Origin of the sequence: Caballeronia catudaia, assembly GCF_001544755.2 — a bacterium.
Taxonomy (GTDB): domain Bacteria; phylum Pseudomonadota; class Gammaproteobacteria; order Burkholderiales; family Burkholderiaceae; genus Caballeronia; species Caballeronia catudaia.
In genome coordinates this window covers 1-15110 of record NZ_FCOF02000079.1, presented here as the reverse complement: position 1 = coordinate 15110, position 15110 = coordinate 1, and the positions used below count along the sequence as shown (strand labels likewise).

The window sequence follows — 15110 nt, the reverse complement described above, 5'->3', positions numbered from 1 at the left end:
GCGCTTTACAACACGTCGCGAAGCGATGGACGAGGTGATCGACTGGTTGAGCTTCTACAATCATTCGCGCTTGCACTCGACATTGGGATACGTCAGTCCCATGCAATTCGAGCAGCACTGGCATGCCGCCCAGAATCGACGGGTGGCACAATTCCGCTCAGCTAAGGGATACGAAATTCGCGGACAAGGTCAATCATCTATTCCGGCAACATAGCCGATCGAATGATCGGCATCGCGCGAGACCTGCTGCAAAAGCCGTCAAACACAGCGTAATCAAGACCCTCGCGGGACGAAGCCGTGGCACGGCGCGACTCCGTCAGCGCCTATCGACCACTAATGACGCACCCACGCCCGCGAATGTAAGAGCCGCCGGTCGAAGTGCCGACATTGCTTTGGCCTTGTGCTATCGCCTGGGCGCGTATCTGTTGAGGGGTGCGTTCCCCATTCGACATGTTCGGAGCCATCGCTGTCGCTGCGCTCAGTGCTGGCTGACGCTGCGTGAAGCGCGCTGGTGTCCGGATCGAAGTTACCGGCTCGCCATCGGCATTCATCACCGAATTTTTGGCGGGCAGACCGCGCCGGGACGGTACGCGAGTGCACCTATGGCTGGCCTAAGTCGGCTTCGTCAGACTGGTGTGGAAAGTCTTCACCTCGGCAGGGGAACACCATGAACAAATCGCCCACGAGCAGTCCCACAGACTGGCTCAACAAGGTCCCGGAAATCACGCTGTCGTTCTGGATCATCAAGATCATGTCGACCACGGTGGGGGAGACCGGAGCCGATTTCCTGGCGGTCAACGCTGGTTTCGGGCAAGGTCTCACTCGCACGGTCATGGCTGCTTTGCTCGCGGCCGCCTTGTTCGCGCAGTTGCGCACCCGCCGCTATACCCCGTGGATTTATTGGCTGACGGTAGTGCTCGTCAGCGTGGTCGGCACCCAAATCACCGATCTGCTGACCGATGGCCTGGGCATCAGCCTGTATATCAGCACTCTGGTGTTCGCGGCGGCGCTCGCCGCGATCTTCTTAGTCTGGTATCGGGTTGAACGCACCTTGTCCATCCACGACATCGTGACACGCAGCCGCGAGCTGTTCTATTGGGCCGCCATCCTCTGCACATTTGCGCTTGGGACCGCCGCTGGCGATCTAGCGACCGAGGCATTGGGCCTGGGCTTTGCCTGGGGCGCGGTGGCGTTCGGGGCGCTGATCGGTATCACCTATGCCGCATGGCGCATGGGTGGCAATGCCGTGCTTACCTTTTGGATTGGCTACATTCTGACCCGGCCCTTTGGGGCTGCGCTCGGCGACCTGCTGACACAGGCCAAGACCTACGGCGGCCTGGGTATGGGCGCCATGTGGACCAGTGCTCTGTTCCTATCGGTGATCGTCATGCTCGTGGCGGTCGCACAGATCAGCATGAATGGTAGTCGCTCTGCCCACGTCGCCAAGTAAACGTATCCGCACTCCTAAGGAAAAATCATGTCAATGCAGCAGTCAATCGTTCGTCCTGTGGCAGCCGTGTCGGCCACTGTACTCTTGGCACTAGCGGCCGGTTGTTCGAAGCCAGCCGATCAAAGCAACACGAGCACAGCGCCTGTGACAACGGCTCAGGCTACCTCGGCACCGCAGGGTAAAGCCGCGTCCAAACTGGGCGACCTGTCGGCGTTCCGCAGCATCGCCGCTGACGTAGCCGCCATCGTCGACAAGGGTGATCTACCCGCAGCCAAGACCCGCATCAAGGATTTGGAAGTCTCTTGGGATTCGGCCGAGGCTGGACTGAAACCGCGGGCAGCCGATGACTGGCATGTGCTCGACAAGGCCATTGATAATGCATTGGCTGCGCTGCGCGCCGATGCGCCGAGCCATGCCGACTGCAAGGCAGCGATGAGTGCCCTGCTTAAAACCTTCGACACGCTCGAAGGCAAAGCCTGAACCATGAGCGTGCCCAATGAAAACATCCACTGAACACGCCTTGGCCAAGGTGCCTGAAGTCACGCTGGGCTTTTGGCTCATCAAGATTGCCGCCACGACGCTTGGCGAAACCGGGGGCGATGCTGTGTCGATGTCGATGAACCTGGGCTATCTGGTCGGCACAGGCATCTTCGCGGTGATCTTCCTGGCTGCTGTCGTCGCGCAGGTCAAGGCCAAGGGCTTCCATCCCTTCCTGTACTGGACCACCATCATCGCCACCACCACAGTCGGCACGACGCTGGCCGATTTTGCGGATCGCTCGCTCGGAGTCGGGTACGCTGGCGGTTCAAGTCTGCTGTTGGCTCTGTTGCTCGGCTCGCTTTTTGTCTGGCATCGCACCCTCGGCTCCGTGTCGGTGAGCACCGTCAACTCACCCAAGGCGGAGACGTTCTACTGGCTGACGATCATGTTCTCCCAGACGCTGGGCACGGCGCTGGGTGATTGGACGGCGGATACGGCGGGCCTCGGCTACACCGGCGCGGCCGCCGTGTTCAGCGGGTTGCTCGCTGTGGTGGTGGCGGCCTATTACTGGACGGGCGTGTCCCGCACGCTGCTGTTCTGGGCGGCGTTCATCCTGACCCGGCCACTGGGTGCCGTGGTTGGTGATTTCTTGGATAAGCCGCTACACGCGGGCGGTCTGGCGCTAAGCCGGTATTCTGCATCGGCCGCACTGTTAGCGTTCATGCTGACCGCGATCCTGCTGTTCAGGCAGCGCGCGGCCAGGACGGCGCATTGAATAACGATTGAAAGGAGGGGGAATGCGGGTACTGCTCGTCGAAGACGACCCCATGATCGGCGAGGCGATCCAGGGCGCATTGAAGGACGCGTCCTATGCCGCCGATTGGGTGAAGGACGGGCCAACCGCGCTCGCAACGTTGAGCTGCCAGCACTACGACCTGGTGTTGCTCGATCTGGGCTTGCCCGGCAAGGATGGATTGGACGTGCTTGCCAGCATTCGCGCCAAGGACAACCCGATTCCCCTGCTCATCATCACGGCTCGTGACGGGCTTGACGACCGTCTGCGCGGACTGGACGGCGGGGCCGACGATTACGTGTCCAAGCCCTTTCAGATGGCGGAACTGCTGGCGCGGATGCGCGCCGTTCTGCGGCGCAAGGGCGGCAGTGCAGCGCCCGTTCTGAGCAATGGCGTGGTATCGCTCGATCCGGCCACGAAAGAGGCCAGCGTCAGCGGTGGCTTGCCGGTGCAACTGTCGAACCGGGAGTTCGCGCTGCTGCAAGCCTTGCTGGTACGACCGGGTGCCATCCTCTCGCGCGGCGAGCTGGAGGATCGCATCTATGGTTGGGGGGACGAGGTCGAAAGCAATGCTGTCGAATATCTGATCCACGCGCTGCGGCGCAAGCTCGGCAGTGAGGTCATCAAGAACGTCAGGGGCGTCGGATGGATGGTCTCAAAAGACGCTTGAACGAATCGGTTCAGCTCAAGCTGTCTTTCAGCCTGTCGGTCGCCATCCTCGTGGTGGCCATCGTGGCCGGCGTATTCTCGTTCCTGTCCGCCTTCGATGAGGCCCACGAGCTACAAGACGACGTACTGCGCCAAGTCGCCCAACTCATGGATCGTCAGCGCTTGTCGCCCAACGCGCCGGCTACTGATACCCGTCTCAAAGATGCCGATGAGGAGTCGCGGGTGATCGTCCAGCGTTTGGGCGAGGCCAGTTCGTCTGCGGTGAGTGTAGATGCAGGTGGCACACTTACCCTTCCGTCGACACTGGCAGATGGACTCCATACACTCAAGGTCAGCGGTGAGACATTCCGTGTATTGGTCAAGACCACGGCTGCCGGTGAGCGCATCGCCGTGGCTCAGGAATCGGGCTTCCGCAATAAAATCGCTCGCGATGGGGCACTGCGCGCTGTGATGCCTTTCTTGATCCTCGTGCCGGTGCTGCTGTTGATCGTAGCCGACCTGGTGCGCAAGATGTTTCGGCCTATCGCGGCACTTTCCCATGAAATCGATCAGCGCGCCGAGCAGGAACTGCATCCCGTCGAAGACTCCCGCCTTCCGATCGAAGTACGCCCCTTCGTCGTGGCTATCAATCGGCTGCTTGCCCGTGTCGATCAGTCTATGAAGTCGCAGCGCCGGTTCGTGGCCGATGCCGCGCACGAACTGCGCTCGCCGCTAACCGCCCTTTCATTGCAAGCAGAACGGCTGGCGGAAGCGGACATGTCGAGGCTGGCACGCGAACGTCTGAACGTGCTGCGCCAAGGCATCGAGCGCGGCCGGAGCCTGCTGGATCAACTCCTGACCTTGGCCAAGGCGCAGTCGGTCGCCGACTTGCCGAAGTCGCCCGTATCTTTGCAAGGCATCTACCGTCGTGTGCTGGAAGACCTCGTGCCGCAGGCCGAGGCCAAGCACATCGACATCGGGGTCGAAGGCACACAGGACGCGGAGGTGTGTGCGAGCGAGTTGGACATGATCGCTATGGTCAAGAACCTCGTCGACAACGCCATCCGCTACACGCCAGAGGGAGGGCGTGTTGATCTTTCGGTGGAAGTGTCGGACGGGAAGGCAGTCCTGCGAATTCGAGACAGCGGGCCTGGCATTCCGTTGGCAGAACGCGATCGGGTTTTTGACCCCTTCTACCGCGCGCTGGGCAGCGAGCAGATCGGCTCCGGCCTGGGCCTGTCCATCGTCCAGGCCATTGCCAACCGCATTGGTGCGGAAATCCACCTCGGTTTCACTGACCGGGACAAGCAAACTGGCTTGAACGTCACAGTCCTTCTTCCGATGGCCTATCCAGTCGACCTACATCATAAATTGTCCGATTAATGGCAGACGAGGCGACCATGAATTTCGGCTCCATCGTAGACGCCATTGCAACTCCGATGTGAAGCTAGCGATTGCCGACTAGATCGCCGGCTGGCTGCGGGCGCGAAAGGTGCATCTACAACCATGAGGTGGACGGCAATGTCGAAAGCCTCAAGGCCGTGGCAGCAAGGGCCGCGACGCCAAAGCAGCGGCTAGGACTTCTGAGATCGTGCGGAGTTGGGGCGAAAATGGGATCGCGAGGTAGAGCGCCCCGGCGCAACGGTTTTGGGCTGTGTCCCCATCTGTCGATCGAGTTGCCCGATCGTCGGGGGAATGCCGCGAGCGACCAATGATCCGCCAGAGCGCCGGCGCTTCGCAAGCGCGGGCAAAGTCGCCTTTCAGCTGAGGCGGTTGCCCCCACGCATTCATGCCGGTTGTCGGGGCTGTCTGACAGCCGGGCCGGGGCGAGCGACCGCTCGAGCGAGAAAAACGATGACAACGAGCGTCGTCATGTACGCCGCGATTTGAATCCCGGCAGGACGTGCCGTATAGCCGATGAGCGTGTGCAGCATTTTGCCCAGCAGACTGGTTTCCTTGAGCAGCCAGGACGTGTCCCAGACGGCATCGCCCCATGACGGCACGAGACCGGCCGAAAGTAAAAAGCCCATTCCTTGGCTCGCCATGCCCGCCGCGAGCAAAACAATCATCGCGTTGGTCACCGCGAAGAGCCGCCTGAGCGGAATCTGCAGCAGCCCAGCGTACATGGCCGCACCCAGACTTATCCCGCCAAAAACGCCGAGCGGGCCGCCTAAAACCATTTGCGGCGTTTGCCCGGGGTCCCCGACGGCGATCCCATAAAGGAATAAGACCGCTTCTGAGCCTTCACGCAGAACAGCCACCCCGACCACCACGGCCAGGCCGGTGAGCGGTCGGCTGCCGGTGGCCACCGCCCTACCGACTGCCGACATATGCTGCGCCATCTCGCGCGGAAATTTTCAAGGTAGTTGTCGCCTCAACGATTAGATTTCAGGCAGCCTTTCTGTCTTGATTTCGGTGTTGTGGGGCGTCGCCCGGTTATCGATTCGATTCGGGTTCAGGTGCACAGCATCGACGCGATGCCAGTTGCGCGTACGGCCTTTCCATCGAAGCGGATTGCATTGCCGGGCGTTCTCGTACAGCGCCGCGCGTCGATCCAGAATGTCCTGATCGAGGTTGGCATGACGCTGCGCCGGCGTGGCGAACCGGATCGCGCTGTGACGATGCTCCTCGTTGTACCAGCGCACCAGTGCGCCCACCCACGTGCGCGCGGCAAACAGGGTATCGAATGCCTTGAGCGGGTAAGCAGGTCGGTACCTCAGGGTCTTGAACAACGACTCGGAGTAAGGGTTGTCGTTGCTCACGCCCGGGCGGCTCAACGACGGCATGACGCCCGGCGCCTGAAGGGTGGCGAGCATCGTCGCGCCTTTCATCGGGCCGCCGTTGTCCGAATGCAGAATCACCTGGGCGGGCTGTATCGCTTCGCGCGCGCAGAGATCCCTGAGGACTTCGCTGGCCAGCACGCTGCTTTCCTCGGCATAGACCTGCCAGCCGACAATCTTGCGGCTGAACACATCCAGAAACAGATGCAAGTAGAAATACTGCCCACGAACCGTGGCCGGCAGGAACGTGATGTCCCAGCTATACAACTGGTTCGGTGCATCGGCGCGAACTGAACGGGGTTTGCTGCGTGCCTGTGCCGGCCGTTCGCTGCGCCGATGGGCGAGTTGCTTCCCGGCCTTCAGGACCCGGTAGAACGTCGATTCCGAGGCGATATAGCGTTGCTGGTCTGGCCAGTCGAGGCACGATCTGGCTTGGCGGCAGATGACCGAATTCGGGCGAGTTCGCGATCGCCAGAAGCTCGGCGCGTTCGTCGGCAGAGAGCTTGTGACGCGGCTCATGGTGCCGTAACGAGCGCCCGTCCACCGCATCAGGTTCGCCGCGCTGCCAACGCTGAACCGTTCGGGCACTGAGCCCCAGAATGTTGCACGCACCCGCCTGGCGAGCCCCGGCCAGGGTCGCCTCGCTGATCAGGCCGATCGATACCTTGCGCTCTTCAGGGACCGTCATTCGGCCTCGCCCCCGAACAGCGCACGGTGCTTTTTTTGCAGCACCGACAGCGCCGCAGCTTCGGCCAGCGCTTTCTCTTTGCGTTTGAGTTCGCGCTGCAACTCGAGATTGGCCTGCTTCAGATCCCGCACTTCCTGGGCGCTCTCGCGCCGGATCCCGGTTCCACGGACGCTGCAAAAATCCGCTCGCCACTGCGCGAGATGATGCGCGAACAGGCCGCGCTCGCGACACCAGCCGTTCGACGCTTCGTCGACCAACCCGTGGCTCTCCTGCAAGGCCATCAGCCGTTCTTCCAGCGACCAGTCTCCCGGACGTCTTGCTTGTCCGGAGCTCGAGTTCCGGTTCGCGGCGGCGGCCCCTCTCATCCATTTCCTCAATGTCAGTACGTTCACGTTCAATTCGTCGGCCACCGCTCCAACTGTTCGGTCACCGCGCTGCAGGACCTTCGACAGTGCCTGCTCTTTGAACTCAACAGAATACGTTTGTTTCGCCTTCAACTTGTACCTCTGACTCTTCTTGATAAGAAAGTTCAGAGGCGACAACTACTATGACGCCGGGGGGGGGCGTGATCTCGCTGAAGGTCGCCTTGTGCCTGGTCGTTGCGCGAATCTCGGCAGCGGGCTCCTGGCTCTGCTCAACGCGTTTCCGCAGAACGCGGCGGCACGACGGCTTTCTGCGGGCAGCTTCGCGTTCAAGCTAGCTGGCGCTATCGTCATCCTTCCGTTTGCATCGCTGCTCGCACGCGGATTGCCTGTTCTGATCACCAATCCGCGCGAAGCGGTGGTCGGTTTTCATGTGATCTACAACCTCGTGCGCTGTTGCGCTTGCCTCGCGCTCGTCGACCGTGTCGCTGCGATCAGCCGCCGCCTGCTGCCCGATCGTGCGGTCACGACGGGCGAACTGCGCCCGCTCTATCTCGATCCAGCCGGGCTCGTAACGCCGAGTCTCGCGTTGGCGAGCGCGTCACGGGAGGTCCTCCGCATCGGTGACATCGTGCGCGTCATGCTCGATAACGTGTCGGACCTTCTACGACGAAACGATCTCACTGTCGCTCGCGAGACGATGCGCATGGACGACGACGTCGACCAACTCTATGCGGAAGTGAAAAGCTATCTGACGCTGATATCCCGTGAACAACTCGACGAGGCGGAAAGCCGCCGCTGGACAGACATCATTTCGTTGACGATCAACCTTGAGCATGCCGGAGACATCATCGAGCGAATCGTGAGCGATATCGAAGAGAAGAAGATCTCCCAGCGCCTTGCGTTCTCCGAGCAAGGCCTCGGAGAACTTGACGATCTGCACGCACGCCTTGTCAGCAATCTGCGGCTCGGACTATCCGTGTTCCTCAACAACGACCTCCGGTGTGCCGAACAGTTGCTGGCGGAGAAGGAGCGCTTTCGTGATCTCGAGCGGGCGTACTCCCACAAACATCTCGATCGGCTCGCAGGGCATTCCATGAGAACCATGGAAATCAGCGCCCTGCACCTCGATCTCATCGGCAACATGAAGCGATTGAACTCCCTCTTCTGTTCGACAGCCTATCCGGTGCTCGATGCGGCAGGCGCGTTGCATGACACACGCTTGCGCAGGCGTTCCCTCGACACGCTGCACGTCAAGGAGTGAGTTCGCTCATGCAAGCACCAGGTTTCCCACTGTCTTCTTCAGCGCACGGAAAGCTGCTGCCTCGCCCGACTTGCGGTCCGTCACCAAGACGTCGATTTCACGGGGTGCGCAGAACGTGATGCGGCTACGCTGGCCGATCTTGCTGTGATCGGCGAGGATCGCAACGCGGTCCGCATTCTCGACCATCGCGCGTGCGATTTCGGCTTCCGCGCGATCGAAGTTGCTTGCACCGTGGTCCCGGTCGATGCCGACGGGCGACAGCATCGCGAGATCTGCCCGATAGCGCCGAATGTCCAGCACGGTCGTCGCGCCCGTGGTGGCGGCCGCGCGTTCACCGAGCGTTCCGCCAAGCAAGATAACTTCGTTGTTGGCGCGTGCGCGCTCATGCGGTTCTGATGTGCCGCGCAACCGGAGCGCGACGTCGACCGAGTTCGTGACGATTGTGAGATTAGCGAGCTTCGCGAGTTCGTCAGCGAGAATGGCGGTGGTGGTCCCGGCATCGACGAATACCGTCTGACCGTCGTGGATGATGCCGATCGCCGCCTTGGCGATCGCTGTTTTTGCCCGTACCCGAGCGCGGGCACGCTCGGTGATCGGTGCTTCGTCGGCGACGGGCACGGCACCCCCATGCACGCGCCGAAGCGCGCCCGTTTGTTCCAGGTCGAGCAGGTCGCGGCGCACCGTTTCGCGTGACACACCAAGATCCGCCACGATCCTTTCGTTCGAGACTTGCCCCAGCATCGACAGGAGCGCGCAGATGCGCTGATGACGGTCTTTCTGCCACATATGGAATGCTCATTTGTGGAATCAAACAGAGGGCTTCGTTCGCACGTCCCGTTCAGCTTACATCGACCGTAGAGGGAAGTTGTACTTTTTTGGCGGCTTGCAAAATTGAGGATTTGAATCTAGCCTGCATCAGCAATCGGCGGATCTCTTCAACGCACTACCTTCCTCTTTGGGAGCAGCGATGACGATGAAGCGTATCTGGGCGGGCCGTTTCCTTTCGATTTCCGCGGCTGCAGGGCTGGTTGGGGGCGGCATTAACCCTGCATCAGCTGCTCCACCCGACGCGCTTGTCGCTGCCGCCAAGCAGGAAGGGCAGTTGACCACGATCGCATTGCCTCATGACTGGTGCGGATACGGCGCGCTGATTGACGCCTTCCAGAAAAAATACGGCATCCACGTTAATGAGCTCAATCCGGACGCCGGCTCGGGCGACGAGATCGAAGCCATCAAGGCGAACAAAGGCAACAAGGGACCGCAGGCGCCCGATGTGATCGATGTCGGCCTGTCGTTCGGCCCCTCCGCAAAGAAAGAAGGTTTGTTGCAGCCTTACAAGGTAGCGACATGGGATTCGATCCCGGCTGCTTCCAAGGACGCGGACGGTTACTGGTACGGTGACTACTACGGCGTGCTTGCGTTCGAAGTCAACGCAGACATGATCGACAAGCCGCCGGCCGATTGGGGCGATCTTCTCAAGTCAGACTATCGCAATGCCGTCTCACTCGCCGGTGACCCACGCTCCGCCAACCAGGCGATTCAGGCGGTTTATGCGGCGGGCCTTTCGCAAAGCAAGGGCGATGCAATCAAGGCGAATCAGGTGGGCCTCAAGTTCTTCGCCGATCTGAACAAGAGCGGGAACTTCGTGCCGGTGATAGGCAAGGCGGCGTCGCTCGCGCAAGGCACAACGCCGATCGTCGTGCGCTGGGACTACAACGCGCTTGCCGACCGCGACACGCTCAAGGGCAATCCGAAAGTGCAGGTGATCGTGCCGAAGACGGGCGTGGTGGCGGGCGTCTATGTGCAGGCGATCAGCGCTTACGCGCCTCACCCGAATGCCGCGAAGCTCTGGATGGAATTCCTCTACTCCGACGAAGGGCAACTCGGCTGGCTGGCCGGTTATTGCCATCCGATGCGCTACAACGAACTCGTCGCGCAGAAGAAGGTGCCGCAGGCGCTGCTCGCCAAGCTCCCGCCAGCGTCGGCCTACAGCAACGCGGTTTTTCCGACGCTCGATCAGCAGAACGCCACGAAGGACGCCGTGACCAAAGGCTGGGATCAGATCGTTGGCGCGAATGTGAAGTAGGCACGCGCGAGACCGCCGCGATGAGCGCATCTCCGCAGCCAGGCGCCTCAGGCCCGGACTTACTGACGCCGGCTGCGCCCGCGCCGAAATCCGGACCCGTGCGTGACAGCAGCGGTGCGAGCTGGCTGACTTATGCGGGCGTCGCGCCGTTTTTCGCGTTCGCGCTGCTGTTCCTTTTATTGCCCACCGCTTTTCTGATGGTCGGCGCGTTTCAGGACGCGCAGGGACATTTCACGCTGGCGAACCTTCGCGAACTCTTTCAACCAACCGTACTCGATGCCTACTGGATCAGCGTGAAAGTGAGTGTCGCATCCGCTGCTGGCGGGGCGATCTTCGGCGCGTTGCTTGCGTGGGCGGCGGTACACGGCCGGTTGCCCGTGTGGATCCGCCCGACGCTCATGACCTTTTCGGGCGTCGCATCCAACTTCGCGGGCGTGCCGCTTGCCTTCGCGTTCATCTGCACATTGGGGCGCGTGGGTCTCGTGACGGTGCTGGCGAGGAAATATCTTGGCTTCAATCTCTATTCCACCGGCTTCAGCATTCTCAGTTTCTTCGGCCTCACCATCACATACCTGTACTTCCAGATACCTTTGATGGTGCTCATCATCACCCCAGCCCTCGATGGTCTGAAACGCGAGTGGCGTGAAGCGTGCGACTGCCTCGGCGGCACGGCGGCGCAGTACTGGCGCTACGTCGGTCTGCCGGTCCTCTGGCCGAGCCTGCTAGGCGCGACTTTGCTGCTGTTCGCCAACGCGTTCGGCGCGGTCGCCACGGCCTACGCGCTGACGGGCAGTTCCCTCAACATCGTTCCGATCCTGCTGTACGCGCAGATTCGCGGCGATGTATTGCATAACCAGAATCTGGGTTACGCCCTCGCACTCGGCATGATTGTGGTTACGGGCCTGTCGAATGGCGGCTACATCTGGTTGCGCGCACGAGCCGAAAGAGGTCGCCGATGAATACGCAGTCCCGCGCGGGCGCCTGGATCGCGATGATCATCGGCACCCTATATTTTTTGATTCCACTTGCCGCGACCTTCGAGTTCAGCCTGCGGATGCGTCGCGGTACGTATAGCTTCGATGCGTACAAGGTCGTGCTGGGCGATCCCCATTTCCAGGCTTCATTCGGCTATTCGGTGCTGATGGGGTTGCTCACCATCGTGATCGGCGTGCTGCTCGTCGTGCCCACCGCGTACTGGGTGCAGTTGCGTTTGCCCAAGTTGCGGCCGGTCGTCGAGTTCATCACCTTGCTGCCGCTTGTGATACCCGCCATCGTGATCGTCTTCGGCTATCTGCGCATCTACAACAGCAGTTCGATTCTGCCGCTCACCAGCAACGAGCGCGCGACTGATCTGCTGCTCGTGTTCGGGTACGTCACGCTATCGCTGCCTTACATGTTCCGCGCCGTCGACGCAGGTATGCGCGCCGTCGATGTCCGCTCGCTGACCGAGGCGGCCGAGTGCCTCGGCGCCGGATGGACGACAATTCTTTTCCGCGTGATCTTTCCGAATGTGCGCTCAGGGATTCTCTCTGGCGCGTTCCTGACGTTTGCCGTCGTAATCGGCGAATTTACGATCGCGAGCCTCTTGGATCGCCCGGCATTCGGCCCATACCTGCAACTCATCGGCGCGAACCGCGCCTACGAGCCCTCGGCGCTGGCGATCATCGCCTTCATTGTCACGTGGGCATCGATGGGGTTGATCCAGGTGTTCGGCTCGGCGCGCGCGCTGGCCGGCCATAAAATTTGAGTCGACGAGGCCACGACCCATGGCATTCCTCGAGATCGACAATCTGCACAAGACGTTCGGACCGAACGTCGCATTGCATCAGTTCGACATGAAGATCGAGAAGGGAGAATTCATCACCTTTCTCGGGCCGTCGGGATGCGGAAAGACCACCGTGCTGCGCATGATCGCTGGATTCGAAACGCCCACGCGCGGCACGATCCGCCTCGATGGACGGGACGTCACGTATGTGCGCACGCGCGAGCGCGCCGTCGGTATGGTGTTCCAGGCCTATGCGCTGTTTCCGAACATGACGGTGGCGCAGAACATCGGCTTCGCGCTGAAGGTCGCAAAGCGCCCGCAAAAGGAGTTGGATGAGCGTGTCGCTGCGATGCTCGAACTCATCAAGCTGCCTCATCTCGCCGCGCGTTATCCGTGGCAATTGTCGGGTGGCCAGCAGCAGCGCGTGGCTTTGGCGCGTGCGCTTGCCAGCAAGCCACACGTGCTGCTCCTCGACGAACCTCTGTCCGCGCTCGACGCAAAAATCCGTGTGTCGCTGCGCGAAGACATTCGGGCACTGCAGCGTGACCTCGGCATCACGTCGATCTTCGTCACGCACGATCAGGAAGAAGCTCTGTCAATTTCGGACCGCATCGTCGTAATGAACGACGGGCGCGTCGAGCAGGTCGGCGCGCCGCTCGATATCTACAACTTTCCGCGTACACGCTTCGTCGCTTCGTTCGTGGGGACGCTTAACATCCTCGCTGGACGTGTGATCGATCCCGCGACCGGTCGCATCGCGGTAGAAGGGCAGGAACTCGTGACGTCGAGGCCGCTACCGCCCGACGATGCGGGCAAAGAGCGGCTGCTGGCGCTGCGGCCTGAGTCGATCCTGCTGGAGCCGCCGTCGAACGGCCGGAATTCCCTTGCTGCCACCGTGGAAGAGATCAGCTTCCTTGGTGCGGTGGTCCGTATTCGCGCGCGAATCAGCAAGGCCGTTGTCACTCTCGACCTCTTCAACGATCCCCACCGGGTCCTGCCCGAACGTGGCCAGCCGGTCGCGCTTGGCTTTTCGCATGACAACTTGCTCGTGCTGGACGAGAACGCCCACTAGCTGTTCGTGTCGGCGCGCAATTGCAGGTCGCGCGCAGTTGAGCGGCTACGGCGGTTTCAAACCGAAGTGCAACGGGGGGTTAATGTTTAGCGCTTTGAGATTGGCTCGCGGAGGCAAGTGTCGCAGCGAAGACCTCGAATGGCGAATGGAACGCGTGGGTTGCGCGCGGCCGGCTGTTCAGGCTGTCGGCGATGGCATCGAGCTCGTCCTGAGTGTAGACCGAGAGGTCGGTGCCCTTAGGCAAATATTGACGGAGCAATCCGTTGCTGTTTTCGCAGGTCCCGCGCTGCCAGGGGCCAGTCCGCTGGAGCGCTTGCGCCTCGAATAACGGACGCGCGGTTGGATCCGATGCTGGAGATCGCGGACATCTTCCGCGCCTGCGGGCCCGCATGGCGACGCACAGTAGCGTTGAGCTTGGGGCAACTGAAGGTGATGTCGGCCATCGAACAGTGCCGCAGCGCGGCGCTGGGCGGGCATGTGCTGCGCTGTTCGGGCTGCACGCGAACCGAGTTCTTCGGCGAGTACGCGCAACTCGCGGATCGCGAGGCCTTCGCAAGGTGGCTCGCACCGCTGCGAGCCTCGGAATGGTTCGTGTATGCCAAGCGTCCGTTTGCCGGTCCTGAAGCGGTGCTCGCGTACCTGTCACGCTACACACATCGCGTCGCCATCTCCAACCAGCGCTTGCTCGCCTTAGACGAGCGTGGCGTGAGCTTCCGTTGGAAGGACTACCGCGAGAACGGTCGCACCCGCCTCAAGGTCATGGCGCTCGAGCCCGGCGAATTCATGCGCCGCTTCCTGCTCCATGTGTTGCCTACCGGCTTCCATCGAATTCGCCACTATGGACTGCTCGTTAACCCGGTGCGCCGCGCCAACCCGGCGAAGATTCGCTCGCTGCGCGGCGTTGCTCCCAAACTCAGTTCATCACCGTACGAAGCGGCCGTCGTTGATCAACCGACCTTCATCTGTCGGCACTGCGGCGCGCCGATGCTCGTCATCGACATTCTGACGCGCACCGTACCGATTCGCGCTCCACCGAAGAAAACACGGCAATGAATGGCTCGCTCCTATCTTCCGCTCAATCGTCGGCTTTGCGTCAACGCGGCCGAAGAGTGGACGGTTGTGCCTTCGACTTCATACACACCTGTACAGCCGGATTCCGAACTTCCAAGCGAACGCGGCATCGCCTCCAGTCCCGCATCGACGTCTCTTCCAGTGCTCGCATCGCTCGACGTCGACCTGCAACACACGCCGGACAGACTGATCAATCACCATAGCGAAGGCGCTGGCCGCCTCGGACCACTCCGCGGTTTCCTTCCTCGAGGTTTATTCAACGCCTGCCCACACGCGTTGTCGTTGGCTCGTGAGCCTTTGATCGAGGGCAGGCGTCGAACAAACCTAAACGGGGAGAACAAACCTAAACGGGGAACAAACCTAAACGGGTTCGGCCGGTCGCCCGCACAGACAGCAAGCGGACGAGTTACTGGCATTCGCGAACGTTCGTTATGGAGTCGTCTATACCGTGCGGCAAGACTATTCTGGGCGAGCTACGCTTCGTGGAGTAGTCTTTTGCGTGCGGGTAGGTGCTTCTCTTCCACACGCTGTCCTTCGCTGCAGCGCTGAAGTCAATGGTTGGAGACCGTGCAATTGTTATGGCGCGCGCTGGAATAGGTCCGGCGTCGCGTGCTATTCGAGGTGAGATGATGAAGTTCGTCGCGCGCCCGA

The 15110-nt window shown here is 61.3% G+C and carries 11 protein-coding genes and 5 pseudogenes; 12 read left to right on the top strand and 4 right to left on the bottom strand.

Translation table 11 applies throughout. The annotated features are described in order from the left end of the window. From AWB75_RS34895 to AWB75_RS34870, 6 genes and pseudogenes are all read left to right on the top strand, one after another. Positions 1-148 (top strand): annotated as a pseudogene (locus AWB75_RS34895) (IS3 family transposase); the annotation flags it as partial. Positions 149-667: 519 nt separating this feature from the next. Then, entirely contained in the window at positions 668-1450 is a 783-nt protein-coding gene (locus tag AWB75_RS34890) for a COG4705 family protein (RefSeq protein WP_061128508.1), read from the top strand. Positions 1451-1477: 27 nt separating this feature from the next. Then, entirely contained in the window at positions 1478-1930 is a 453-nt protein-coding gene (locus tag AWB75_RS34885; RefSeq protein WP_061128507.1) for a hypothetical protein, read from the top strand. A 16-nt stretch (positions 1931-1946) separates the two neighbouring features. Then, complete coding sequence (locus AWB75_RS34880) at positions 1947-2705, top strand: COG4705 family protein (RefSeq protein WP_061128506.1); 759 nt, start codon at positions 1947-1949, stop codon at positions 2703-2705. A gap of 22 nt (positions 2706-2727) precedes the next feature. Beyond that, a complete protein-coding gene (locus tag AWB75_RS34875) occupies positions 2728-3393 on the top strand; it encodes a response regulator transcription factor (protein ID WP_061128505.1) in 666 nt (221 codons plus the stop codon). Beyond that, a complete protein-coding gene (locus AWB75_RS34870; RefSeq protein WP_061128504.1) occupies positions 3369-4754 on the top strand; it encodes an ATP-binding protein in 1386 nt (461 codons plus the stop codon). The genes AWB75_RS34875 and AWB75_RS34870 overlap by 25 nt, the downstream gene beginning before the upstream one ends. Positions 4755-5158: 404 nt before the next feature. Here AWB75_RS34870 and AWB75_RS34865 read toward each other — a convergent pair. Both AWB75_RS34865 and AWB75_RS34860 read right to left on the bottom strand, forming a co-directional pair. Beyond that, positions 5159-5728, bottom strand: a pseudogene (locus AWB75_RS34865) (FTR1 family iron permease); the annotation flags it as partial. Positions 5729-5752: 24 nt separating this feature from the next. Next, a pseudogene (locus tag AWB75_RS34860) lies at positions 5753-7336 on the bottom strand (IS3 family transposase). A 62-nt stretch (positions 7337-7398) separates the two neighbouring features. On the opposite strand from AWB75_RS34860, the pseudogene AWB75_RS34855 reads away from it, so the two are divergent. Further along, positions 7399-8465 (top strand): annotated as a pseudogene (locus AWB75_RS34855) (Na/Pi cotransporter family protein); the annotation flags it as partial. Between the two features lie 6 nt (positions 8466-8471). Here AWB75_RS34855 and AWB75_RS34850 read toward each other — a convergent pair. Next, positions 8472-9251: a DeoR/GlpR family DNA-binding transcription regulator gene (locus tag AWB75_RS34850; RefSeq protein WP_061128503.1), complete on the bottom strand. Its 780-nt coding sequence runs from the start codon at positions 9249-9251 to the stop codon at positions 8472-8474. A 181-nt stretch (positions 9252-9432) separates the two neighbouring features. On the opposite strand from AWB75_RS34850, the gene AWB75_RS34845 reads away from it, so the two are divergent. From AWB75_RS34845 to AWB75_RS34830, 4 genes are read left to right on the top strand one after another with little or no spacing between them, the layout of a single operon-like run. Further along, complete coding sequence (locus AWB75_RS34845; RefSeq protein WP_061128502.1) at positions 9433-10551, top strand: ABC transporter substrate-binding protein; 1119 nt, start codon at positions 9433-9435, stop codon at positions 10549-10551. Between the two features lie 20 nt (positions 10552-10571). Further along, positions 10572-11510, top strand: a complete 939-nt coding sequence (locus tag AWB75_RS34840) for an ABC transporter permease (RefSeq protein WP_061128501.1) — start codon at positions 10572-10574, stop codon at positions 11508-11510. Then, positions 11507-12298, top strand: a complete 792-nt coding sequence (locus tag AWB75_RS34835) for an ABC transporter permease (protein WP_061128500.1) — start codon at positions 11507-11509, stop codon at positions 12296-12298. Before AWB75_RS34840 ends, AWB75_RS34835 begins: the two co-directional genes overlap by 4 nt. A 19-nt stretch (positions 12299-12317) precedes the next feature. Beyond that, positions 12318-13388, top strand: coding sequence for an ABC transporter ATP-binding protein (locus AWB75_RS34830; protein ID WP_061128499.1), 1071 nt, complete (start codon positions 12318-12320; stop codon positions 13386-13388). A gap of 79 nt (positions 13389-13467) precedes the next feature. Here the strand turns inward: AWB75_RS34830 and AWB75_RS34825 are convergent. After that, positions 13468-13707, bottom strand: a pseudogene (locus AWB75_RS34825) (transposase); the annotation flags it as partial. A gap of 29 nt (positions 13708-13736) precedes the next feature. Between AWB75_RS34825 and AWB75_RS34820 the strand changes: the two are divergent. Continuing rightward, entirely contained in the window at positions 13737-14441 is a 705-nt protein-coding gene (locus AWB75_RS34820) for an IS91 family transposase (RefSeq protein ID WP_087087169.1), read from the top strand. Positions 14442-15110 lie beyond the last annotated feature (669 nt).